Genomic DNA, 23,053 nt, shown 5'->3' with positions numbered 1-23,053 from the left:
CCGGTCCCCGGCATCTCTGCGTATGGTGAGGCCCAGACGTAAGACATCTTACGTCTCATGTCCCGCGTGCCGCCTCCGGACAGCGAGGCGGACCGTAGTAGCGAGCTGGCTGGAGCCCCACCGTGTCCCTCACCGCACCGCTGCGCGGCGTCGTGCCGCCGGTCTGCACACCCTTCGACTCCGACGGGGAGGTCGACACCGGCTCGCTCGCCCGGCTCGTCGGGCACCTCGTGGACAGCGGGGTGCACGGTCTCTTCGCGCTGGGATCGACCAGCGAGGTCGCCTACCTCACCGACGAGCAGCGGGCCACCGCGCTGGAGACGGTCGTCCGCACGGCCGACGGACGGGTGCCGGTGCTCGCCGGTGTCATCGACACCACCACCGCCCGGGTGACCGCGCACGCCCGCACGGCCGCGGCCCTCGGCGCCGACGCGCTCGTCGCCACCGCGCCCTTCTACACCCGCACCCACCCCAAGGAGATCGCCAGGCACTTCCGCGGTCTGCGCGAGGCCGTCGACCTGCCCCTGTTCGCCTACGACCTCCCTGTTTCGGTGCACTCGAAGCTGTCCGCCGCGCTGGTGCGCGAACTGGCCGAGGAGTCGACCCTGGCCGGTCTCAAGGACAGCAGCGGGGACGAGGGCGGGCTGCGCAGGCTGATCGTGGAGCTGGGCGGCCGGGACGGCCGGGACCGGGGTGCCGCACCCCGCTTCAGCATCCTCACCGGCTCCGAACTGACCGTGGACGCGGCCCTGCTGGCCGGTGCCGACGGCGTCGTCCCCGGTCTCGGCAACGTCGATCCGGCCGGCTACGTGCGGCTGTACGACGCGGCGCGCGCCGGTGACTGGGCGCGGGCCGCCGCGGAACAGGAGCGGCTCGTCGAGCTGTTCGCCATGGTCGACGCCGGTCCGGAGGCGGACATGAGCCGCAGTTCCTCCGCGCTCGGCTCCTTCAAGGAGGCGCTGCGGCTGCTCGGCGTCGTCGGCAACGGCGTGACGGCCTTCCCGCAGATCCCCCTCTCCGCGGAGTCCGTCGCCCAGGTCGCCCGGAGCCTGCGCGACGCCGGCCTGCCGCCCGTCCGATGAGCGCGGCCCCCGGCGCCGTGGTGATCGGCCTCGACCTCGGCGGCACGAAGATCGCCGCCGCCCTGTTCGCCGCCGACGGCACCGTGACCGCCCGGCACGCCCGGCCGACGCCCGCCCGGGAAGGCGCCGCGGCCGTCCTCGACGCGCTGGCCCTGGCGGCCGCGGAGGTGGACCCGGACCGGCGGGCCACGGCGATCGGCGTCGCCGCCGCCGGCGTCGTCGACGTGCGCAGCGGCCGGATCACCAGCGCCACCGACGCCATCCGCGACTGGGCGGGCACCCCGTTGGGCACCGGGCTCGCCGACCGCACGGGTCTGCCCGTGGCCTGCGACAACGACGTGCGCGCCACCGCGGGCCCGGAACTCGCCGCGCTGCCGGAAGGCCGGGGCTCGCTGCTCTTCGCGGCGGTCGGCACCGGCGTGGGCGGCGCGATCGCCGTCGACGGGCGCATGCTGCACGGCGCGTACGGCGTCGCCGGGCACCTCGGGCACCTGACGAGTGCCGAGGCGGCGGACCTGCCGTGCACCTGCGGGGCGGTCGGCCACCTGGAGGCCGTCGCGTCCGGCCCCGGCATCACCGCCCTCTACGCACGGCTCGGCGGCGCCGCCGCGGCCCGGCTGGAGACCGTCGCGGCCCGCGCGGCCCGGGGCGAGGAGCCGGCGGTCCGGGCCATCACGACCGGGGCGGCTGCCGCCGGACGCGTCCTCGGCGGCCTCGCCAACGCGCTCGGTCCGGACCGGGTCGTCGTCGGGGGCGGCGTCCCCCGGATCGGCCCGCTGTACACCGACGCGCTGACCGCCGCGTTCACCGCCGAGCTGATGCCGGCACTGCGCGGCCTCACCCCCGAGCCCCCGCTGTTCGGCCACGACGCCGCCACCCTCGGCGCCGCGGCCCTGACCACCGCACTCCCCCTGCACCGGCCGGGCGGCCGCTCCTGATCGCCGGCCGCCCCGTCCCTACCACCGCCCCGGAGTCCCACCATGACCACTGCCGAGCCCGCCCGCGCCATCGAAGGCCGGCTGATCGTCTCCTGCCAGGCGCCTCCCGGTGATCCCATGCGGGAGACCACCACACTCGTCCGGCTCGCCCGGGCCGCCCACGCCGGCGGCGCCGCTGCCGTCCGCGCCAACGAGCCCGAGGTCGTCGCCGCGATCGCGCGGGAGGTCCCGCTGCCGGTCATCGGCCTGTGGAAGGACGGCGACACGGGCGTGTACATCACACCGACCGTCCGGCACGCGCTGGCGATCGTGCGGGCCGGGGCAGCCGTGGTGGCCGCCGACGCCACCGACCGGCCCCGCCCCGACGGGTCCTCCTTCGCCGACCTCGTCGGCGCCGTGCACGACGCGGGCGCGCTGGTCATGGCCGACGTCTCCACACTCACCGAGGGGCTCACGGCCGCCGGGCAGGGAGCGGACTTCGTCTCCACCACCCTGTCCGGCTACGTGCCGGGCACACCGCGGCAGGCCGGTCCCGACCTGGACCTGGTGGAGTCCCTCTCGGCCGCGGTCTCCGTACCCGTGGTCGCCGAGGGCCGTATCGGCACTCCCGAGGAGGCGGTCGAGGCACTCGCCCGAGGCGCCCATAGTGTGGTGGTCGGCACCGCGATCACGGCGCCCACCGCCCTGACCGCCCGCTTCGTCACCGCCCTGACCGCACACCGGTAACCGTCGTCCGGCCGACGCCTGCCCCGGCCACCGGTCCGGTCGACCCGCTCACTCCGCCCCGCCGCCACGCGGGGCGGCCCACCCGACGGTGGGCGCGCCCCGCCCTGGAGACACCGTGCAGACCAAACCCAGCCCCCTCCCCTGGTACCGCGAGGTGACCGGCACTCGGTGGAAGTCGTTCTTCGCCGCCTGGATCGGCTACGTCCTCGACGGCTTCGACTTCGTTCTGATCACCCTCGTCCTCACCGAGATCAGTGACGAGTTCGGTCTGAGCACCGTGCAGGCGGCCAGCCTGGTCTCCGGGGCGTTCATCACCCGCTGGCTCGGCGGCGCCGTCCTGGGCGCGCTGGGCGACCGCTACGGCCGCAAGCTCTCCATGGTGCTCAGCATCCTGTTGTACTCGCTGGGCACCTTCGCCTGCGGCCTGGCCTGGAACTACCAGAGCCTCTTCGCCGCCCGCCTCGCGATCGGCATGGGCATGGCCGGTGAGTACAGCGCCAGCGCCACGTACGTCATGGAGAGCTGGCCCGCCCGGCTCCGCAACCGGGCGAGCGGCTTCCTGATCTCGGGCTACTCCGCCGGGTCGGTGCTCGCCGCCCAGGTCTACACGTGGGTGGTGCCCTCGTTCGGCTGGCGCTGGATGTTCTACCTGGGGCTCGTCCCGATCGCCGTCGCCCTGTGGATGCGCCGGGCGCTGCCGGAGGCCGAGGAGTGGACCGAGAGCGTGGCGGAGCGGGAGGCGAGGCCCAACCCGTTCGGCCCGTTGTTCCGCACCCGGCGGCTGGCGGCCCTCAACGCCGTGCTCGTGGTGGTCACCACGCTCGCGCTCTTCCTGGTCTTCACCCCGGCGGGCGAGGGCATGGTGCCGGTGCTGTCGGTGGTCGCGGGTCTGGCGCTGCTCGCCTTCGCGGTGCAGCTGGGCGGCCGGCGGAGCTGGCTGCTGTACGTGTCGATGATCGTGACGCTGTTCTTCGCGTTCCTCTACTCCTGGCCCATGCAGTCCCTGCTGCCCACGTATCTCAAGACCGATCTCGGCTACAGCGCCGGCCAGGTCACCGACGCCCTGTACTTCGCCGGCTTCGGCACCATGGCCGGCTGCTGGGCCGCCGGTTTCCTCGGCGACCGGATCGGCACCAGGAAGGCGTACGCGCTGACCCTGCTGGCCTCCCTCGCCTTCGTCTATCCCGTGTTCGCCGTGCGGGACGACCTCCTCCTGCTCGGCTGCCTCCTCTTCCTGCTCCAGGCGACCAGCTTCGGCATCTCCGGGCTGCTCCCCCGATACATCGGCGGCCACTTCCCCACCGCGAGCCGCAGCGCCGCGCTCGGCTTCACCTACAACGTGGGCGCCCTGGGCGGTGCCGTCGCCCCCGTGCTCGGCGCGCACCTGGCCTCCGGGATGGACCTCGGCCGGGCGCTCGCCGTCCTGACCTTCGCCGGAACGGCGATCGTGGTGGTGCTGGTCGGGTTCGACGTACCGGCCCGGCTGAACCGGCTGACCGACCCCGGTGCGGCGGCCGACCACCTGGCCGCCGCCCCGGCCGACGTCCCGGCGCCCGTGCAGGGGTCCGGCCGGGCGGGCTGAGCGCGCCGACACCCGGCGGCCACGGAGTGCGCAACATCCGTGGCCGCCGGGTGACGTGCGGCGCGGCGGCGGTGAGCAGGGCGGCCGCGCCCCGGTCAGGCCAGCAGGCCCGCGCGGCTCAGGTGGGCGGCGATCTCGGTCCGCTCCTGCGCGTCCAGGGCCCGCATCGGCGGGCTCACGGTGTTCGCCGTGATGACGCCGAGCAGCTGCAGGGCCGTCTTGAAGGCGCCGATCCCGGCCGCGGACGCCGAGGCGGTCCCGGGCGCGGCGGCCCGAACGATGCCGAACAGGCCGACGAGCCGGTCCTGCTCGGCCGTCGCCGTGGCCCAGTCACCGCGGACCGCGGCCTCGTGGAGCCGTACGTAACCGCGCGGGTCGACGTTGCCCAGTCCGGGCACCGAACCGTGGGCGCCGCACAGCATCATGGCGTCCACGACCAGTTCGTGGCCGGTGAGCAGGGAGAACCCCGGCAAGTCGCGCGCCGCGACGGCCAGCGCGCGGAAGGAGCCGTCGTCCCCGCTGGAGTCCTTCACTCCCGCGAGCACGCCGTCCGAGGCCAGCGACAGCAGCAGTTCCGCCTCCAGCTTGCTGTGGACGCACACCGGTACGTCGTAGGCCAGGAGCGGCAGGTCGACGGCGCCGGCGATGTCCCGGAAGTGGCGGTCGATCTCGGTGGGGTGGGTGCGGGTGTAGAAGGGAGCGGTGGCGACGACGGCGTCCGCTCCGAGGCCGGCCACGGCGCGAGCCCGCTCGATCGCGCGGTTGGTGGTGGTCTCGATGGCGCCGACGAGGACGGGCACCTGGCCGGCGGCCGTGGCGGTGACCACCTTGGTCACCTCGTCCTGCTGGGCGGGCGTCAGGTAGGCGGTCTCGCCCGAGCTGCCGAGGGCGAAGAGGCCGTTGACACCCGCCTGGAGCAGGTGGCCGACGAGCCGTTCCAGCGACGGCCGGTCGATGTCGCCGTCCGGGGTCAGCGGCGTGACGACGGGCGGGATCACGCCGGTGTAGGGGGCGTTGGCGTTGCTCACGTGGTGCTCCTTGCGGGGGTGCCGGAGGCGGTCGCCCCGGCGGGCGGTGCGGCGGGCTGGGGATGGACGCAGTGCCAGCGGTGGCCGCCGGCGCCCGCGGCCGGTGCGGGGAAGGCCGCGGCGCACTCGTCGTCGGCCTTCCAGCAGCGGGTGCGGAACGGGCAGCCGGTCGGCGGGTGGGTGGCGGAGGGCACCGGGCCGGTGAGGACGATGCGTTCGGTGTCCTCCAGCAGGCTGGGGGTCGCGGAGAGCAGCGCCTCGGTGTACGGGTGACGGGGTGTGCCGCCGACGGCCTCGGCCGGTCCCTCCTCGACGACGCGGCCGAGGTAGAGCACGGCGATGCGGTCGGCGAGGTAGCGCACGGTCTGGATGTCGTGGGAGATGAACACCATGCCGAGACCGAGGCGCCGGCGCAGGTCGACGAGGAGGTTGAGGACCTGGGCGCGGACCGAGACGTCCAGCGCGGAGGTCGGTTCGTCGGCGACGATCAGTTCCGGTTCCAGGGCCAGGGCGCGGGCGATGGCGACGCGCTGCCGCTGGCCCCCGGAGAGCCGGCCCGGAAGGGCGGCGAGGGTGTGGCCGGGGAGTCCGACGAGGTCGAGGAGTTCCTCGACGCGGTTCTCGCGCTCCGCCCGGGTTCCGCGCCGGTGGACGTCCAGCGGGTCGCGCAGGATCTGCCGGACGGTGAGCCGTGGGTTGAGCGCGGTGGAGGGGTCCTGGAAGACGACGCCGACGGCCGAGCCGAACCGGTCCCGGCGTTCGGCGGCGGGTGTCCGCCACAGGTCGCGGTCGTGGAAGAGGACGTCGCCCTCGGTGGGCTTCTGCAGTCCGGTGAGTACCCGGGCCAGGGTCGACTTGCCGCAGCCGGACTCCCCCACCACGCCCAGGATCTCGCCGCGTCCGACCTCCAGGGAGACGTCGGTGAGGGCGTGCACGGCGTCCCTGCGGAAGAGGCCGCCGCTACGTGCCTTGTGGCGTACGTGGACGCCGTCGAGCCTGATCACAGCGCGCTTCCCTTCAGTTCTGCGACTGCGTTCGCCGGGTGGTGGCAGGCGAACCCGTGGTCCTCGGCGGCGCCGCGTCCGGTGAGCGCCGGCGAGGTGGTGCGGCACAGGTCGGTCGCCGCGGTGCAGCGCCCGGCGAAGCGGCATCCGTCGCCGAAGCGCTGGGGGGCGGGGACGACGCCGCGGATCTGGTGCAGCCGGCCGGCGCCCGCTTCCAGGGAGACGACGGAGCCCAGCAGGCCACGGCTGTAGTGGTGGGCGGGATCGGTCAGCACCGAGCGCGTGTCGCCGATCTCGGCGAGGCGGCCGGCGTACATGACGGCGACCCGGTGCGAGAGGTCGCCGACCAGGGCGAGGTCGTGGGAGACCAGCACCATGGCGAAGCCGAGTTCGTCCCGCAGCCGGATCAGCAGTTCGACGACCTGGGCCTGGACGGTGACGTCGAGGGCGGTGGTCGGTTCGTCGGCGATGAGCAGGCGGGGGGAACGGGACAGGGCCATGGCGATGAGGACGCGCTGGCGCTGGCCGCCGGACAGCTCGTGCGGATAGCTGCGCAGGGTGCGTTCCGGTGAGAGCCCGACCAGTTCCAGCAGCTCGGCGGGTGTCCTGGTGCCGCCGCGCGAGGTGAGCTGCTTGAGCTGGGTGCCGACGAGGACGGACGGGTTGAGGGAGGAGAGCGCGTCCTGGTAGACCATCGCGATCTCCGGTCCCATCAGGGCGCGGCGCTCCTTGGCCGACAGCTTCAGCAGGTCCCGTCCGCGATAGCGGATCTCGCCGCTGACCTCGGCGTTGCGGGCGAGGAGGCCCATCACGGCGAGGCTGGTCACGGACTTGCCGCAGCCGGATTCGCCGACCAGTCCGAGGGTCTCCCCTTCGCGGACGGTGAAGTCGAGGCTGTCGACGACGGGGATGTCGCCGTAGCGGTCGGGGAAGCGGATGGACAGATCGCGTACGACGAGGAGTTCGCCGGCGTCCTGGCGCACCGGGGCGACGGCGGGCTCGCTCGCGTGGAGGTGCGCGGCGAGCTGGGCGAGCGCTGCGTCGATGTCGGTGGCGGACGCGGCCTCGACGGGGTCCGGCGCGGCGGATTCACCGGGCCGGACGGCGGGGCGGGCGCTCCTGGGCGCCGCTGAGGCGTCGGTGAGGCCCTCGGAGAGGACGTTGAGGGCGAGGACGGTGACCAGCAGCGCGAGACCGGGGAAGAAGGTGGCCCACCAGCCGCCGGCCAGCAGGATCTGGCGGCCGTAGGCGAGCACGCTGCCCCAGCTGGGGTCGGGGTCCTGGACGCCGGCCCCGATGAAGGAGAGCGACGCCTCGAAGATGATCGCCTCGGCGACCATCACGGTGGCGAAGACCATGACCGGGGCCATGCAGTTGACGGCGACGTGCCGGAGCACGATGTATCCGCGCCGGGCGCCGAGCACCTTCTCCGCCGCGACGTAGTCCTCGCCGTACTGCGCAAGGACGTTGGCGCGTACGACGCGGGCGAGCGACGGGCTGTAGACGAAGGCGATGGTGAAGATGATGACGGGGACGCTGGTGCCGAACACGGCGACCAGGACGGCCGCGAGCGCGATCGGCGGGAACGACATGACCACGTCCAGGCTGCGCATGATCGTCTCGTCGGCGAGCCTGCGCGAGGTGGCGGCGAGGGAGCCGAGGACGGACCCGGCCACCAGCGCGGCCGCGGTGGCGCCCAGGCCGATGACCAGCGAGTAGCGCGCGCCGTGCACCACGCGGGCGAACACGTCGCGCCCGGCGCGGTCGGTGCCGAACCAGTGCGCTCCGCTGGGCCCCTGCACGGGGGTTCCGGTGGCCAGGGGGTTCTGGGTGACGACAGGGGCGAGTACGGCGCCGAGCACGATCAGCAGGAGAACGGCGAGGGCGACGCGTGAGGTGAGGGGCAGGGAGCGGAACGCGATCCCGGGCCGGGACAGCTTCTTGGCCAGACGGCCGGTGGCGAACATGTCACACCGTCCTGATGCGCGGGTTGACCAGCAGATAGAGCAGGTCGACGATGACGTTGACCACCAGGAAGGCGATGGCGATGGTCAGTACGGTGCCCTGGACCAGGGCGACGTCGCCGCCGGTGACACCTTCGAGGATGAGCTTGCCCATGCCCGGCAGGTCGAAGATCGCTTCGATCACCACCGCGCCGCTGAGCATGTAGCCGACCTTGACGCCGAGCACGGTGAGCGGGGTGACGAGCGCGTTGCGCAGCACCGAGCGGATCACCAGGAGGACCGGCAGGCCGTTGCCCCGGGCCGTGCGGACGTAGTCGCGGTCGAGTTCGGCGACCATGGAGGTGCGCACCAGGCGGGCGAGCGACGCGGCGACGGGGACGGCGAGCGAGACGGCGGGCAGGACCATGGAGGTGAGCCAGCCGCCCAACGACTCGGCGGGGTTGGTGTAGCCGCCGGTCGGGAAGATCCGGGTGTTCAGCGCGAACTGCTGGATGAGCAGCACCCCGAGCCAGAAGGACGGCACGGCCACGCCGGCCATGGACAGCAGCCGGAAGAGCTGGTCGGGCCAGCGGTCCCGGTACATCGCCCCGAGGACGCCGCCGACGACGGCGAGCACGACGGCGAGGACGAGCCCGAGGAGCGTGAGCTGCAGGGTGAGCGGGAACGCCTCGGCGATCCGGTCGAGTACGGGCCGGCTGGGCGGCACGGTGCTCCCCAGGTCGAGGTGGAGGAGCCGGCCGATGAAGCGGAAATAGCGTACGGGCAGCGGGTCGTCCAGCCCGTTGGCCTCGGCGAACGCCTTCCTGGCCGCGGGCGAGGCGCTCTCTCCGAGCGCGTTGTAGGCCGGGTCGGTCGGCGAGAACTGCAGCACCACGAAGACCAGCAGCGCGATGCCGAGGATCATCACCGGCATCATCGCGACGCGGCGCAGCGCGAGCCGGAGGAATACAACCATCTTCGGTTTCCTTGCGATTGGGCGGCGGCCGCGGGTCCGGCCGCCGTGCGGGGCGGCCGGACCCGCGGCGGTCAGGCGCGGCTGACGTCCAGGAACGACAGGCCAGTGGTGGGCAGCGGGGAGAAGCCGTCGAGCTCCTTGTCGCTCCAGGCGGTGGGTAGCTTGCGGTGGAAGACCGGGTACAGCGCGGCCTCTTCGGCGACCAGGTCGGTGACCTGGCCCCACAGGTCCTTGCGCGTGTTCACGTCGGTGGCGCGCGCCGCCTTGTCGAGGAGCTGCTTGACCTTCTTGTACTCGGGGGTCCCGGCCCAGCCGTACCGGTTCTCGGGCCAGAAGCCGTAGTAGAACCAGCGCAGCAGCAGGTCGGCGTCGTTGCCGAACACGGAGGGGTCGCCGGGTGCCACGAGCACCTCGAAGTCGCCCTTGTCGACCTTGGCGTACTGGGCGGCGGCCTGGGCGATGCCGAGCGTCGCCTCGATGCCGGCGGCGGCCCAGCTCTCCTTGATCAGGGGGGCGACGTCCTTGACCCAGCCGGTGTCCGTCAGCAGGACGGTGAAGCTGAGCTTGCCCACCCCCGCCTCGGCGAGCAGCTTCTTGGCCCTGGCCACGTCGTGCGTGTAGACGGTGGCGGCCTTGTGGTAGTCCGGGTGGGTGGCGGGGACGTAGCCGGTGGCCGGGGCCGCGTTGCCGACCAGGGCGGTCTTGATGATCTTCTCGGTGTCCAGGGCGTAGTGCAGGGCCTGGCGGACCCGCCGGTCGGCGAAGCGCTTGTCGGCGGTGTTGAACATGAGGAAGAGCAGGCCGAAGGACTGCACCGACTTGGTCTTCGCCGTGGCGGAGAGGCCCGCGATGTCGATGTAGGGCACGTCCTCGATGGCCTGGACCCGGCCGGACTGCATGGCGCTGACGCGGGCGGAGGCGTCCGAGATCAGGCGCCAGATCATCTTGTCGGCCTTGGCGGGGTGGGCGCCGTTGTACTTGTCGTACTTCGCAAAAACGATCTTGTCCTCGCGTACCGCCTCGACGAACCGGTACGGGCCCGAGCCGACCGGCTTGGCGTCGAACCCCTTGGCGTCCGCCTCCACGATCTTCTTCGGCACGACGCGCGCGACGGAGATGCGGGAGGGGAAGAGGGCGAAGGGGTACTTCAGCCTGAACTCGACCGTGCGCGCGTCGACCGCACTGACGCTGTCGATGAACGGCACGAACTGCGCCATCAGCGAGGCGTTCTCCGGCTTCAGGATGCGTTCGAAGCTGAAGACCACGTCGTCGGCCGTGACGGCCGACCCGTCGTGGAAGGTGGCGCCCTCGCGCAGGGTGGCCCGGTAGGTGGTGGCGTTGATCTTCTTCGGCATCTCGGTGGCGAGCGCCGGCCTGGCCTTCAGGGTCACCGGGTCGAGGTCGACGAGTCCCTCGAAGATGTGCATGTTGGCCGCGTACGGGGTGGCCCCCGACGTGGTCATCGGGTCGAAGCCGGTCGACAGCGCGTAGGACAGGCCCGCCTCGATGGTGCCGGTGCCCGAGCCCGACTTGCCGTCGCCCGTCGACGCGGGTCCGGAACAGGCGGACAGGCTCGCCGTGAAGGCGGTCGCGGCGCCGATGGCGGCGCCGCAGCGCAGGAAGGTGCGGCGTTCGACGCCTGCTGGCCTCAGCTCGGGCACGGGTCCTCCAAGAGGGGTGGTGAGAAGAAGACGGATCACGAAGGGCAGCCGGTCCGGGAGACATGGCGTGCTGTGAACAATGAATGTCCGAGCATCAGACGTCAGATGTCCGATGCCTTGATAGCCTGGGAAGGTAGCCCGGTACATGGAGAGGGGTCAAGAGGTGGGGAGTTCGACTGTTTCGGGCGCCCGGCAGGGCCGCACCCTGCTGCGTCAGGAAGTGGTGGAGGGCATCAAGCGCTACATCCTCGACCAGAGGCTGCGTCCCGGGGACCCGCTGCCCACGGAACCGGCCCTGTGCGAGGCCCTCGGCGCCAGCCGGTCCAGTGTGCGTGAGGCGGTGAAGATCCTCGACGCCCTGGACATCGTGGACGTGCGCCACGGCCACGGCACGTACGTGGGCCGCCTCAGCATGTCCGCGCTGGTGGAGAGCCTCACGTTCCGCGGCCTGCTCTCCCCCGACGACGACTTCCAGGTGATGGCCGACCTGGTCGACGTCCGCGAGCTGTTCGAGCGCGGGATGGCGGAACGCATCATCGCCTCCCTCGGCCCCGAGCAGCTCGACAGCCTGGACCGCCTGGTGGCGACCATGCGGGACACCGGCGCCGGCGACGGCCACGGGTTCGTCGCCGCCGACCGCGCCTTCCACTCGCTGCTCGTCGCCCCCGTCGGCAACGACCTCATCGGCCAGCTCTCCATGGCCTTCTGGGACGTGTACGCGATCGTCGCCCCGCACCTCGACGGTTTCACGCACGCCGACGAGATCGCGACGGTCACCGCGCACCAGAACATCGTGGACGCGGCGCGGGCCGGGGACACCACGGCGTTCCTCAAGGCGATCGAGGAGCACTACGCCCCGGTCAGGCGCCGGATCGCGGAAGCACGCGCCCAGCGGTCCGCCGCGGACTGACCCCCGCCCCGCCGCCGCCCGCGGGCGCCGAACGCGGGGCGGCGCCGGTCCCGGTCCCCCTTGACGCGGCGGACCCCCGCTCCTAGGGTCCCGTAACCGACAGGACATCTGACGTCTTCTGTCTTGCGGTTGCCCTCTGGAGGACCCCATGCTCTCGGTCGATCTCTCACTCGACGAATGCCTCGCCTACTCGCCCGGCCTCCCCGAACCCGACGGCTTCGACGCCTTCTGGGCGGACACCCTGGCCTCGGCGCCAGGTGACGGCGGGGCGGACAAGCCCTCCTTCACCGAGATCGACGCGCGCCTCCCCCAGGTGGAGGTGCACGACGTGAGCGTTCCGGGCTGGGCCGGACGGCCCGTCCGGGGCTGGCTGCGCATGCCCGCGGGGGCCACCGGTCCGCTGGCCTGCGTCATCGAGTACCTCGGCTACGGGCGGGGACGTGGTCTCACCCACGAGAACCTCCTCTGGGCCAGCGCCGGTCACGCCCATCTGATCGTGGACACCCGCGGTCAGGGCTGGTCGGCCGCGCCGGGCGCCACCGACGACACCGACGCCGGTGCGGCGGGAACCACGCCCGGCTTCCTGACCCGCGGCATCGAGAGCCCCGAGACCTACTACTACCGGCGGGTCTTCACCGACGCCGTCCGCTGCGTGGAAGCGATGCGCGCACACCCCCGCATCGACCCCGAGCGCATCGTGGTGACCGGTGTCAGCCAGGGCGGCGGCATCGCGCTGGCCGTGTCGGGACTCGTCCCGGGCCTCGCCGGCGTCATGCCGGACGTGCCGTTCCTGTGCAACTTCCCCCGGGCCGCCCGCATCACCGGCGAACCGCCGTACACGGAGATCGCCTCGTACCTCCGGCTGCACCGCGGCCGTGAGGAGTCCGTCTTCCACACCCTGTCGTTCTTCGACGCCGCGCACCACGCCGGGCGGGCGACCGCGCCGGCCCTCTTCTCCATCGCCATGATGGACGAGGTCTGCCCCCCGTCCACCTGCTTCACGGCCTACCACCGCTACGGCGGCCCCAAGCAGGTGGAGGTGTACGAGTTCAACGGCCACGAAGGCGGCACGGAACACCACCGCGCCCGGCAGTTGGCCTGGGTGCGAGCGCTGTTCGACCGCCCTGCGGAAGGCTAGGCCCCCTTTCGGAAGTCGCCTCGGCCGTGCGCCGCCCGGCATCCGCTCCCGCCGCACCGAGGGCCCCTCGCACTCCCCCACCCGCCCTCACTCCGCGCCCCGCTCCCTCATCGCGCCCGCAGGGTGCCCCCGTCCCCCGCACGTCTGCCGTTCCGAGAGAAGAGAGACCGTTCATGAAGCGCAGAGTCCTCACCGCCGTTCTCGCCGCGGCCGCCTTGGTCGCGGTGCCGGCGGGCACCGGAAGCGCCGCCACCGCCGGGCAGTTGACCTCGCAGGACCTCGCCGTCCAGGGCGTCGGCTCGCCGTACTACCGCATCCCCGCGCTCACGACCACCGTCGACGGCACCGTGATCGCCGCCTGGGACGCCCGCCCGACCCTGGGCGACCTGCCCAGTAACATCGGGGTCGTGGTGCGGCGCAGCACGGACGGCGGCGCCACCTGGCAGAGCCCGCAGGTCGTCCGCAAAGAGGCGGCCCCCGCCGGCGCCGGCGACCCGAGCCTGCTCGTGGACCGCACCACCGGCCGGATCTTCCTGTTCTACGCCGCCTCCGTCAACCAGGGCTTCCTGGGGTCGGCGACCGGCAACGACGAGACCGACCCCGACGTCCTCCAGACCGACTACAGCTACTCGGACGACGACGGCGTGACGTGGACGCACCGGCGCATCACCGGGCAGATCAAGGACCCGGCCTGGGGAGGCATGTTCGCCGCCTCGGGCGAGGGCATCCAGGTACGCCACGGCAGCTACGCGGGACGGCTGATCCAGCAGTACGCCGTCCGGTACGACGGGGCCAACTACGCGGTCAGCGCCTACAGCGACGACCACGGCGAGACCTGGCGCACCGGCCGGCTGGTGGGCCCCGGCGCGGACGAGAACAAGACCGTCGAACTCAACGACGGCCGCATCATGCTCAACAGCAGGTCCGCCCCGTACCGGAAGATCGCCTACTCCGGTGACGGCGGCGCCACCTACACGTCCCTCACCCAGGACACCAATCTGATCGACCCGGGCAACAACGGCTCCGTCATCCGCTACGCCCCCGACGCGGCCGCCTCGGACATGCAGTCCTCCTGGCTGCTGTTCAGCAACACCGAGAGCACGTCCGCACGGCAGAACCTCACCGTCAAGATGTCCTGCGACAACGGCAGGACATGGCCGATCAGGAAGGTCGTCGACGCGGGCAGCGCGGCGTACTCGACGCTGACGAGGCTGCCGGACGGCCGGCTCGGCCTGCTCTACGAGCGCGCGGGTTACCAGTACGTCACCTACTCGTCCTTCGACCTGCGGTGGCTCGGCGGCACCTGCGCGGACATCACCATCACCCCGCCGGCGACGCTGACCGCCGGCACCACCGCGCAGGTGACGGTGCGCGTCGTCAACCGGATGGACGTCAAGCGCGGCGCGGGCACGGTCACGCTGACCGCTTCCACCGGCTGGACCGCGGGACAGGTCGCCGTTCCGGCACTGCGCCCGGGCGAGGGCGCCAACGTCAAGGTGCCCCTCACCGTCCCCGCCGGCGCCACCGGAAATGCCACGCTCACGGCGACGTACAGGGCCGACGGCAAGCAGGCCTCGGGCAACCGGACGGTGACCGTGACGCCATGACCGCGTGAGGCCGGTGTCCTGCGGGGCACCGGCCTCACACCGGCGTGACGGGTTCGCATAAACCGACCGGGCCGGCCGGACCGGTCAGCCGACGAACTCGACCATGACGGTCGCCGTTCCGGACACGTGCCGGGCGTCGCCCGCGTAGGTGACCGTGTACTGCGGATAGGTGTTCCAGTCGGGCGGGGTGTCCCGGAAGCTGAAGGTGCCGTCCCGCCGGACCTTCACGTCCGGCAGCCCGACGCCGCTGCGCGTCACCGTGACGACCGCCCTGTGCTTGGGGAAGGGGATCAGCGAGGTCAGTCTCCCCGTCACGGTGACCGGCGTGCCCACGGGGTTGGTCGGCGGGGCGGACAGGGTGATCGTGCTGGATGCCTTGGCGACGTCGGTGACGATGTCGAGAACGACCTCGCCCGAGTAGGGGAAGCGGGTGGCGAACAGCCTGCTGCCGTCTGGCGCCCAGGCCAGGCCCCGGTCGACCAGGTCGCGATACCCCGGCGACAGGGAGACCGTACGGTACGCGGTGGTCTCCCCCGGGCGGTAGAGGTAGGCGTCCCAGTCCCCTCCCGCCACGATCCCCGCGGCGACCGTGCCGCGGGAGTCGACGGCGACGGCGTTGGGGTAGGCCCCGGTGTCGTACCGGACCTCCTCCGACAGGTCCGACAGGCGCCACCGCTGGTGGTAGTAGTCGGAGCCGTTTGCGGTGATGACGCTGCCGCCGTCCGGCGTCACCACCAGGTCCTCGACATCGCCGACGGCGTCGCTGGAGGCGGTCTGCCGAAGCGTGCCGGAGCTCACGTCGTACACGCGCATGCCCAGCCCGCCCAGGCTCTCCGCGGCGACGAGCCGGTCCGGCGCGCCCGGCGACGTGGCGAGTCGCGGCTTGCCGTACCAGACGGGGTCGTCGTCCAGGGTGACGGCCGGGGTCGCCCCGGCGATGTCGACAGAGCCGATGCCCGCGTCGAAGACGGTGGCCTGGTAGCCGAAGAACAGCCGGCCGCCGGCGAGGGCGACGGACTCGGGTCCGGTGCCGGCCCCGGTCGGGATGCGCCGGGTCTCGGTCAGGGTCGCGGTGTCGACGACGGAGATCGCGTCGGCGTCCGGTAGCGCCACGTAGAGGGTGGACTCGTCGGGCGACTCGGCCATGCCCCGCGCCCCGTCGAGACCCTCGACCTTCTTCACGACCTGCCCGTCGTGGTCGGTGGCCAGCACCGCGTCGTCGCCAGGCGCGCTGACGTACACGCGCCTGCTGTCCGCGAGCGTCTGCCAGTGCGACCGCACGGGCAGCACGACACTCCCCTGGGTCTGTGCCGCCGCCGTGCCGGGGGCACCGAGCAGCTGGAGCGACGCGGCCGCCAGGACCAGCGCGACACCCGCCGCACGTCTTCGTGTTCGCACCTTGAACTCCTTCGTGAAGGGATCCGGCCGCACCGGCGCGGCCGGCGGAGCAACTCTATTGACCCGCACCGACATTGGGCGCGAAAGCTGTTGGCCTCGGGAGCGCGGCCGGAACTTTGGACGGGGTCCCGGCGCAGTGCGCGACAGCCAACGGCGGTGACCTGCCGTGAGCGCGAACGACGGAGGGGCCCGTCCGGCGGACGGCGGACTGGCCGGGCAGACGGTCGTGGTGGTCGGGGGCAGCGTTCGTGGACACACCGCTGTCGGCCTCCCTCCTCGGTGAGCAACTCGAAGCTCGCCGCGAACAGTTGCGCAGAACACTGCCCATCGGCCGGGTGGTGGGCCCGGCGGACGTCGCTTCGCTGGCACTGCACATCATGGCCAACGGTGCCCTGACCGGCGCCACTTACGACATCGACGGCGGCCAGCAGCTCGTCGCGCCGGAGACGGCCGCCCGGCTGCCGGTACGACCGGATCCCTCCCCCACCGGGGCCGACGGCCCGGGGGCCACCGTCGTGAGCCACCCGCACCCACAGGAGTCGTCATGCCCGTCCTGCTGAAGCAGGTCCGTCCGCATGACGCACCCGCTGGACGACCTGCTCTTCGACGAGAGCTGAGCGGCGGCGCCGCCGGGCGTCAGCCACCTGTCCGCGCGGCCACTTCGCCGCTCCCGTCCGCGGGCGCCCCGGCCCGCTGGAGGCGCGGGTCAGTCCGTTCCGCCTCGACGGCCTGTGGCGTTGCCGCCCGGGTCAGCTCGCGTTCGAGGTCGCCCAGGGCGCGGCGGACCACGGCGATGCGGTCGAGCAGTGCCCGCTGCTCGACCGGCGCGGACGCCGGGTGAGGGGCCGGCGCCGGCGGGGCCTGCTCCATGTCGCGGGCTTCCTCGAGCGAGGTCAGCACCACGCCGATCAGCACGTTGACGAGGACGAAGGAGGCGAGCAGGACGTAGGAGGCGTAGTAGACGAGACTCCAGCGGGAGACTTCGAGGCCCGCGTGGACGGCGTCGCCGATGCCGTCCAGGGTCATGAGTAGGAAGAGGGTGAGGACGGCACGGCCTACGGAGCCGTAGTGCTCGGGGTCGTGGCGGGCGAAGAAGACCCAGCCCACCATCGCGTAGACGTACAGCAGCAGGGCGCCGACGAGGAGGAAGCTGAGCGTGCCGGGCAGGCTGCGGGCGACGGCGACGAGGATGATCCGCAGTTGTGGCAGGAACCGGGCGGTGCGCAGGACGCGGGCCAGCCGCAGCAGCCTCAGTACGGTGGTGTTCTCGCGGACGACGGGCAGGAAAGTGCTCAGTACGACGGCCAGGTCGAAGAGGTTCCACGGGTCGCGGAAGAAGCCCTTGGGGCGGTCGGCGTGGGCCCCCAGGCGCAGCAGGATCTCGACGGTGAAGGCGGCCACGCACGCGTGTTCGGCCAGACGTAACCAGCCGCGCCAGTCGCTGACCACCCCGGTGTACGTCTCCGCGCCCAGCAGTGCGGCGTTGCCGAGGATGAGGCAGAAGACGGTGACCGCGAACCACCGGGCCTCGGTGACGGCGCGGCACCATCGGGCCGTCGAGACCCGCGCCGAGGCGGGCCGCACCGTGGGAATGCTCTCGGTCATCCTGCTGAGTTCCTCCGCGCAGCACACTGTCCCCGGCCGTCCGGGCCGGACGACGGGCTTGCTGAACGATCATGCTCTACGCCGGACTTCTACAGCAATGTAGAGTCTCACGGACACCGGTTCCGGCCCGGTGACGGGAGCGAGTCAGCCCTCCGTCAGCGGGCCCTGCCACAGTGGTTCACGTGAACGGCGCGGGGAACACCCGGAGTCCGGGCACAGGGAGAGGTGCCCGGAGTGGTTGATCGGGGACCAGCGAGCACGCCTCACGGTCGGGCCTTTCGGGGTCCACGCAGGTTCGAATCCTGCCCTCGCCGCCGAACGGACCCGCGTCCGCGGTGACCGACGCACCCGCGACCTTCGTCCTGCCCATGTCGAGAGCGCCCGTCGAAGGTTCGCCCGAGGCGGCCACGAGGACCTCACCAGGCGCGGGGCGACTATTTTCTGACTACACATAGTCACGACTCTCCTGAATCCGATGCGGGCGACCCGATCGGGATGCCCGCATGTACGACCACACGCATGACAACGTTGTCCACATTCCTCGCGCACCCCTCGCGCATTCCTCGCGGACGGGTGCCGCAAGCACCTTTCGACGTCTCCGCATTTAGTCATCGTTTAGTAAATCCGCAGATCAGGACAGCCGCAGATTGGTGAATGGGATCTAGACCGGTCTATGGACATTGCCGCGAAGTCACGTCTACGTTGAGCGCTCGTCAGGCCGGGCCGCGGGAACCGGTGCGGTCCCTCTCCCGGCCCGGCGTCGGAATTCTCACGCGACGAGAGGTGACGGGGATGCGGAGAAGTTGGGTGGTGCTAGCGGCCGCGACCATGGTGGCGGCAACAGCCTGTAGCGGACAGGGGAGCGACGGCCGCGGGGAGATCGCGGCTCCCCCGAGCGATCCGGCGAAGGTCTCGGGCGAGATCACCGTCCTGACCAACCGAACGGACCAGATAGCCGACGGCACGCCCCGGCCGACGTCCGTGGCCCCTCTGGACGGCTACGGCGTCCCGCCTGGCTGCGCCGGCCCGTGGGAGGGCAGTCCGTCCCGGGCGGCCGGGCGCAGGAAGCGGATCACGGGGTGCCCGGGGGCGTCGCCGACCTCGGCGTGGACGCCGTAGACCTGCTCGATGAGGGCGGGGGTGAGGACCTCGGCCGGGGTGCCCTCCGCGACGGCGCGGCCCTCGCGCAGGACCAGCAGGCGGTCGCAGTACATCGCGGCGAGGTTGAGGTCGTGCAGGGCGATCACGGTGGTCGCCGGCAGGGTCACCACGAGGTCCAGCAGTTCGAGCTGGTGCTGGATGTCGAGGTGGTTCGTGGGTTCGTCCAGGAGGAGTTCGCGGGGCTCCTGGGCGAGGGCGCGGGCGATCTGCGCCCGCTGGCGTTCCCCGCCGGACAGGGTGTGCCAGGACTGGCCGGCCCGGTCCGTCAGACCGGTGCGCGCCAGGGCCTCGGCGACGGCCCTCGTGTCGGCCGCCGTGGCCCCCGTCCAGGCGCGGCGGTGCGGGACGCGGCCCAGGCCGACGACATCGCGGACGGTGAGTTCGGTCTGGGTGTGGGCGTGCTGTTCGACGGTGGCGATGCGCCGGGCCGTTGCCCTGCGGCCGGCCTCGGACAGCGGGCGCCCGTCCAGGGTGACGACCCCGGCGGTGGGTGCGAGGACGCCCGCGAGAAGCCGCAGCAGGGTCGACTTGCCGGAGCCGTTGGGGCCGAGCAGGCCCACGGTCTCGCCGGGGCGCAGGGTGAGGGTGACGCCGTCGACGACGATCCGGTCGGCGAGACGCCGTACGACCCGGTCCGCGCGCAGGCCGGTCATGCCCTTCTCCGTCCGCGGTGGAGCACGGCCACGAAGGCCGGCACGCCGATCAGGGACGTCACCACGCCCACCGGGACCTCCTGGGGGTCGAGGACGGTGCGGGCGAGGGTGTCCACCCACACCAGGAACACGGCTCCGGTCAGCGCGGTGACCGGCAGCAGGCGGGCGTGGCCGGAGCCGGTGAGGGCACGGGTGGCGTGCGGCAGGACCAGGCCGACGAATCCGATCGCACCGGCGCAGCTCACCAGGGCGGCGGTGAGCAGTGCGGTGGCGCTGAGCAGGACCAGCCGGGTACGGGCGACCCGGACGCCGAGTCCGGCGGCGGCGTCGTCGCCGAAGGCGAAGGCGTCCAGGGTGCGGGCGTGTCCGGCGCAGACGGCCAGGACCACCGCCAGGACGGCGGCGCAGAGCAGCACCTGGCCCCAGTCGGCGCCCGTGAGCGAGCCGAGCAGCCAGAACAGCACGCCCCGGGTGGTCTCGGCGTCGGCTGAGGTCAGGACGATGAAGGAGGTGAGCGCGGAGAACAGTTGCATGGCGGCCACCCCGGACAGCACGACCCGGTCCGCGCTGCCGCCGAGGGAGTGGCTGAGCACCAGTACCAGCGCGAAGGAGAGCAGCGCGCCGAGGAAGGCGCCCGCCGACAGGGACACCGCTCCCCCGCCCACTCCCAGCACGACCACGGCGACCGCGCCCGTGGACGCGCCCGACGACACGCCGAGGACGAAGGGATCGGCCAGTGGATTGCGCAGCAGCGACTGCATCACCGCTCCGCACACGGCGAGACCGGCTCCGCACACGGCCGCGAGCAGCGTCCGGGGCATCCGCAGGTTCCACACGATGCCGTCCCGCAGCGGTGCCAACGTCCCCTCGCCCCAGCCGAGATGGGCCGCGACGGCGGCCCACACATCGCCGGTGGAGATGTCGGCGGGCCCGATCGTCACGGCCACGGCGACCGAGACGAGCAGTGCGGCCAGTCCACCGCCGGTCAGCAGCAGTGTGCGGACGCTCACCGGGCGAGCCCGAAGTGACGCAGGCCGGCCGCGACCTTCTCGATCCCCTCGACCGTGCGGATGGAGGGGTTCATCGCCTGTCCGCTGAGCAGGACGTACCGCTTCCTCCTCACCGCGGTCAGGTTGCGGGTGGCGGGGTTGGCCTCCAGGAAACGGATCTTGGCCTCGGCGGTCTCCGCGGTCTGCTGCCTGCGCGTCAGGTCGCCGATCACGATGACGTCGGGGTCGCGGTCGGCGACGGTCTCCCAGTTGATCTGGGGCCACTCGTCGTGGGTGTCGGCGAAGGCGTTCCGCGCGCCGACCGCACGGGTGATGGCGCCCGGGGCGCCGCAGCAGCCGGCGAGGTAGGGGGACTGGGAGTTGGCGAACCAGTACATGAGGGAGACGCCGGAGGCGTCCAGCCCGTCGGTCGCCCGGCGGACCCGCTTCCTCAGCTCGGCGACGAGTTCCCGGCCGCGCTCCTCGACGCCGAACGCGCGGGCCAGGTCGCCTATTTCGCCGTACACGGTGTCGAGGGTGAGCGGCTCGCCGCGCGATCCGTCGCCGCCGCTGTCGTTGTCCTTGCCGGCCGCGCAGTCGGACGGCGAGACGTAGGCGGGCACGCCGAGTTCGTCGAACTGCTCGCGGGTGGCGACCCCGCCCTCGCCGAGGGTGGAGACGAACGAGGCGGTGACGAAGTCGGGTTCGGCGTCCAGGACCTTCTCGAAGGAGGGCGCGTCGTCCGCGAGCCGCGGCACGGAGGCGTTGGCCTTCTCCAGTCCCCGCATCACCGGGTCGGTCCAGGTCGCCGTGCCGGCCATGCGGTCGGCGAGGCCGAGGGCGAGCAGGATCTCGGTGGTGCCCTGGTTGAGGGAGACCGCCCGTCGCGGGGCCGACTTCAGGGTGACCTCGTGGCCGCAGTTGTCGATCGTGAGCGGGTAGCCGGCGCCGGTGGCCTCGTCCGGTCCCGCGCCGGCGGAGGCGCCGCCGCAGGCGGTGAGCAGCAGTGCGGACACGAGGAGAAGGGCCGGAGCGCGGAGCAGGGCGGGAGTGCGGAGCACGGGCATGCCTCGGGTGTCGGGGCTCGTACGCGGAGCCTTGCCTACGGACGTCCCTCCGCGCGGTGCGCGAAGGTGCCAGCAGGTCTTCGGACTCGGGTTCCTTCGGACGGGGCGCCTTCCCGGTCTCCCAGTGGCTCGCGTGCCCCGCCCGTCCCCCTCACCGCTGCGCGTCAGTTCCGGATTCGCACCGGATTCCCTGGCCTCGGTTGTGGCTCGACTGGCCCGATGAGGTTACCAAGCCCCGGCATACGGTCGTGTCGTGTGATCCTCCGGCGTGCTCTGTGTCACCTCTCCCGTCCTGGCGGGTCCTTCGCGCCTCGCGGGGCGTGGCCCCGCTCAGGAGCGCCGGTGGTAGGCCTTGTTGGCGATGCGCCAACCGCCGTCGACGCGGACCAGCAGGAAGACGTCGGTGAAGGTGTCCGCGCCGTGCGAGAGCGTCATGGTCGCGGTCGCGACGGTGCCGTGGACGTCGACGGAGTCGATGCGGCGGGACCGGGTGGGTTCGTCCGGGGCGGGCCGGCCCTGGAAGAGCGCGCAGTACGCGTCGAGGGGCCAGGAGACGAACGCGCCGTCCCGTACTCCCTCGACGTGGGCGGTGGGCAGGAACGCCTCGCGGAAGTGGGCGGGATCGCCGGTGGCGTGTCCGCGGATGTAGGCGCGGAGCGGTTCGAGCACGTCGTCGCCCGCCGTGGTGGGAGCCGTCGCGGCGACGGCGATGTCGGCCTCGGGGTCGGCCGGGGTGTCCGCCAGACCGGCCGCGCTGCGCAGCGGGGTGTTCGACGCCGCGGCCAGCAGCGCCATGTCCTTGGCGAGCGCGCCGATGGTGAATTCGGCCGGGGCCGGGGCCGGTTCGGCCATGAGGAAGGGGCGCTTGCGGGCCACCAGCCCGCCGAGCCCGCCGAGTTCGAGGACGTCCAGGGTCTGGGCGCGCGGCAGGCCGAGGGCGTCGGCCTGCCGCAGGGAGTCGCGCAGTGCGAGGACGGCGCCGGCGAGACTGTTGTTGGCGATCAGCTTGAGCGCGGCGGCGGTGGCGGCGTCGTCGCAGCGCCGCACGGTGCCCAGGGTTTCCAGGACCGGCCGGACCCGGTCGAGTGCGCCGTGGTCGGCGGCGGCCAGTATCCGCAGGGTGCCGCCGGCGGCGGCCGGGACGGAACCGAGTACGGGCGCGTGGACGTAGGACGCGCCGAGTCGCCGGGCCAGCTCCGCCGCTTCGGCGGGAGCGACGGTGCTGGTGTTCAGCACGACGGTGTCCGCCCGCAGCGAGTCGCGGGCGTCGTCGAGGACTTGCCGGCAGGCCGGACCGTCGAACAGCGCCAGGACGACGAGATCGGCCTTCGCCACGGCCTCGTTCAGGTCACCGGTCGTCCTGACGGCGCCCGGAGTACGTCCCGAGCGTGTCCAGCCGACGACGTCCCAGCCCTGGTCAGTCAGTCGTGTCGCGAGTGCGGCGCCCATGCGCCCCAGGCCGAGGACGGCGATCGTGTGCGGTGCGGTCATGCGCACCACAGTGGTGCACGACGAGGGTTGCGACAATCGCAGATTTCGCATATCCGCTCTGCGTCACGCGCATGTTGGCGGCCATACTGGCGCG

General features: G+C 72.6%; 19 protein-coding genes, 1 pseudogene and 1 riboswitch. Of the genes and pseudogenes, 9 read left to right on the top strand and 11 right to left on the bottom strand.

All coding sequences use genetic code 11. The features are described from left to right. Window positions 1-122: 122 nt before the first annotated feature. The 4 genes from TNCT1_RS16800 to TNCT1_RS16785 all read left to right on the top strand — a co-directional run bounded on the left by TNCT1_RS16800 (window position 123) and on the right by TNCT1_RS16785 (window position 4,328). Window positions 123-1,082, top strand: a complete 960-nt coding sequence (locus TNCT1_RS16800; RefSeq protein ID WP_143632752.1) for a dihydrodipicolinate synthase family protein — start codon at window positions 123-125, stop codon at window positions 1,080-1,082. Next, window positions 1,079-2,020 carry an ROK family protein gene (locus tag TNCT1_RS16795; RefSeq protein ID WP_143632750.1) on the top strand — a complete coding sequence of 314 codons (942 nt, stop codon included), beginning with the start codon at window positions 1,079-1,081 and terminating at the stop codon, window positions 2,018-2,020. The genes TNCT1_RS16800 and TNCT1_RS16795 overlap by 4 nt, the downstream gene beginning before the upstream one ends. A gap of 42 nt (window positions 2,021-2,062) precedes the next feature. Next, entirely contained in the window at window positions 2,063-2,746 is a 684-nt protein-coding gene (locus tag TNCT1_RS16790) for an N-acetylmannosamine-6-phosphate 2-epimerase (RefSeq protein ID WP_143632748.1), read from the top strand. Window positions 2,747-2,861: 115 nt separating this feature from the next. Beyond that, entirely contained in the window at window positions 2,862-4,328 is a 1,467-nt protein-coding gene (locus TNCT1_RS16785; protein WP_143632746.1) for a sialate:H+ symport family MFS transporter, read from the top strand. 95 nt (window positions 4,329-4,423) lie between these two features. Here the strand turns inward: TNCT1_RS16785 and TNCT1_RS16780 are convergent, their stop codons facing one another. The 5 genes from TNCT1_RS16780 to TNCT1_RS16760 form a co-directional block, all read right to left on the bottom strand. Beyond that, on the bottom strand, window positions 4,424-5,356 hold the full coding sequence (locus TNCT1_RS16780) for a dihydrodipicolinate synthase family protein (protein ID WP_143632744.1): 933 nt from the start codon (window positions 5,354-5,356) through the stop codon (window positions 4,424-4,426). Beyond that, on the bottom strand, window positions 5,353-6,360 hold the full coding sequence (locus TNCT1_RS16775; protein ID WP_143632742.1) for an oligopeptide/dipeptide ABC transporter ATP-binding protein: 1,008 nt from the start codon (window positions 6,358-6,360) through the stop codon (window positions 5,353-5,355). Before TNCT1_RS16775 ends, TNCT1_RS16780 begins: the two co-directional genes overlap by 4 nt. Further along, on the bottom strand, window positions 6,357-8,327 hold the full coding sequence (locus TNCT1_RS16770; protein ID WP_143632740.1) for a dipeptide/oligopeptide/nickel ABC transporter permease/ATP-binding protein: 1,971 nt from the start codon (window positions 8,325-8,327) through the stop codon (window positions 6,357-6,359). The genes TNCT1_RS16775 and TNCT1_RS16770 overlap by 4 nt, the downstream gene beginning before the upstream one ends. Window position 8,328: 1 nt before the next feature. Next, window positions 8,329-9,279 carry an ABC transporter permease gene (locus TNCT1_RS16765; protein WP_143632738.1) on the bottom strand — a complete coding sequence of 317 codons (951 nt, stop codon included), beginning with the start codon at window positions 9,277-9,279 and terminating at the stop codon, window positions 8,329-8,331. A gap of 71 nt (window positions 9,280-9,350) precedes the next feature. Continuing rightward, window positions 9,351-10,940 (bottom strand): ABC transporter substrate-binding protein, encoded by a 1,590-nt coding sequence (locus tag TNCT1_RS16760; RefSeq protein ID WP_143632736.1) that lies wholly within the window; start codon window positions 10,938-10,940, stop codon window positions 9,351-9,353. Window positions 10,941-11,085: 145 nt separating this feature from the next. Between TNCT1_RS16760 and TNCT1_RS16755 the strand changes: the two genes are divergently transcribed. The 3 genes from TNCT1_RS16755 (at window position 11,086) to TNCT1_RS16745 (ending at window position 14,595) form a co-directional block, all read left to right on the top strand. Further along, window positions 11,086-11,850 carry a FadR/GntR family transcriptional regulator gene (locus TNCT1_RS16755; RefSeq protein ID WP_143632734.1) on the top strand — a complete coding sequence of 255 codons (765 nt, stop codon included), beginning with the start codon at window positions 11,086-11,088 and terminating at the stop codon, window positions 11,848-11,850. Window positions 11,851-11,998: 148 nt separating this feature from the next. Further along, window positions 11,999-12,988, top strand: coding sequence for an acetylxylan esterase (locus tag TNCT1_RS16750; protein ID WP_143632732.1), 990 nt, complete (start codon window positions 11,999-12,001; stop codon window positions 12,986-12,988). Window positions 12,989-13,161: 173 nt separating this feature from the next. After that, entirely contained in the window at window positions 13,162-14,595 is a 1,434-nt protein-coding gene (locus tag TNCT1_RS16745) for a sialidase family protein (protein WP_143632730.1), read from the top strand. Between the two features lie 84 nt (window positions 14,596-14,679). Here TNCT1_RS16745 and TNCT1_RS16740 read toward each other — a convergent pair whose 3' ends face one another. Continuing rightward, entirely contained in the window at window positions 14,680-15,993 is a 1,314-nt protein-coding gene (locus TNCT1_RS16740; RefSeq protein WP_143632728.1) for a hypothetical protein, read from the bottom strand. A gap of 248 nt (window positions 15,994-16,241) precedes the next feature. Here TNCT1_RS16740 and TNCT1_RS36815 point away from each other — a divergent pair, with 248 nt between their 5' ends. Next, entirely contained in the window at window positions 16,242-16,553 is a 312-nt protein-coding gene (locus TNCT1_RS36815; RefSeq protein ID WP_308789282.1) for a hypothetical protein, read from the top strand. A 76-nt stretch (window positions 16,554-16,629) separates the two neighbouring features. On the opposite strand, the gene TNCT1_RS16730 is transcribed toward TNCT1_RS36815, so the two are convergent. Further along, window positions 16,630-17,598 carry an ion transporter gene (locus tag TNCT1_RS16730; RefSeq protein ID WP_143632726.1) on the bottom strand — a complete coding sequence of 323 codons (969 nt, stop codon included), beginning with the start codon at window positions 17,596-17,598 and terminating at the stop codon, window positions 16,630-16,632. 219 nt (window positions 17,599-17,817) lie between these two features. Here TNCT1_RS16730 and TNCT1_RS35560 point away from each other — a divergent pair. After that, a pseudogene (locus tag TNCT1_RS35560) lies at window positions 17,818-17,912 on the top strand. Window positions 17,913-18,596: 684 nt separating this feature from the next. Here TNCT1_RS35560 and TNCT1_RS16720 read toward each other — a convergent pair. The 4 genes from TNCT1_RS16720 to TNCT1_RS16705 all read right to left on the bottom strand — a co-directional run bounded on the left by TNCT1_RS16720 (window position 18,597) and on the right by TNCT1_RS16705 (window position 22,959). After that, window positions 18,597-19,412 carry an ABC transporter ATP-binding protein gene (locus TNCT1_RS16720; protein WP_143632724.1) on the bottom strand — a complete coding sequence of 272 codons (816 nt, stop codon included), beginning with the start codon at window positions 19,410-19,412 and terminating at the stop codon, window positions 18,597-18,599. Further along, complete coding sequence (locus TNCT1_RS16715; protein ID WP_143632721.1) at window positions 19,409-20,422, bottom strand: iron ABC transporter permease; 1,014 nt, start codon at window positions 20,420-20,422, stop codon at window positions 19,409-19,411. Before TNCT1_RS16715 ends, TNCT1_RS16720 begins: the two co-directional genes overlap by 4 nt. Beyond that, the gene (locus tag TNCT1_RS16710) at window positions 20,419-21,468 is read right to left on the bottom strand and encodes an ABC transporter substrate-binding protein (RefSeq protein WP_174266328.1); all 1,050 of its coding nucleotides are present in this window, start codon (window positions 21,466-21,468) and stop codon (window positions 20,419-20,421) included. The genes TNCT1_RS16715 and TNCT1_RS16710 overlap by 4 nt, the downstream gene beginning before the upstream one ends. 53 nt (window positions 21,469-21,521) lie before the next feature. Beyond that, a riboswitch (cobalamin riboswitch) is annotated at window positions 21,522-21,699 on the bottom strand. 99 nt (window positions 21,700-21,798) lie between these two features. Further along, the gene (locus TNCT1_RS16705) at window positions 21,799-22,959 is read right to left on the bottom strand and encodes a nuclear transport factor 2 family protein (RefSeq protein ID WP_143632719.1); all 1,161 of its coding nucleotides are present in this window, start codon (window positions 22,957-22,959) and stop codon (window positions 21,799-21,801) included. Between the last annotated feature and the right edge of the window lie 94 nt (window positions 22,960-23,053).

The sequence above is a fragment of the Streptomyces sp. 1-11 genome (assembly GCF_007176755.1).
In the GTDB taxonomy this organism is placed as follows: domain Bacteria; phylum Actinomycetota; class Actinomycetes; order Streptomycetales; family Streptomycetaceae; genus Streptomyces.
The sequence above is the reverse complement of the archived record's forward strand: the minus strand, read 5'-3'. Positions and strand labels throughout refer to the sequence as shown.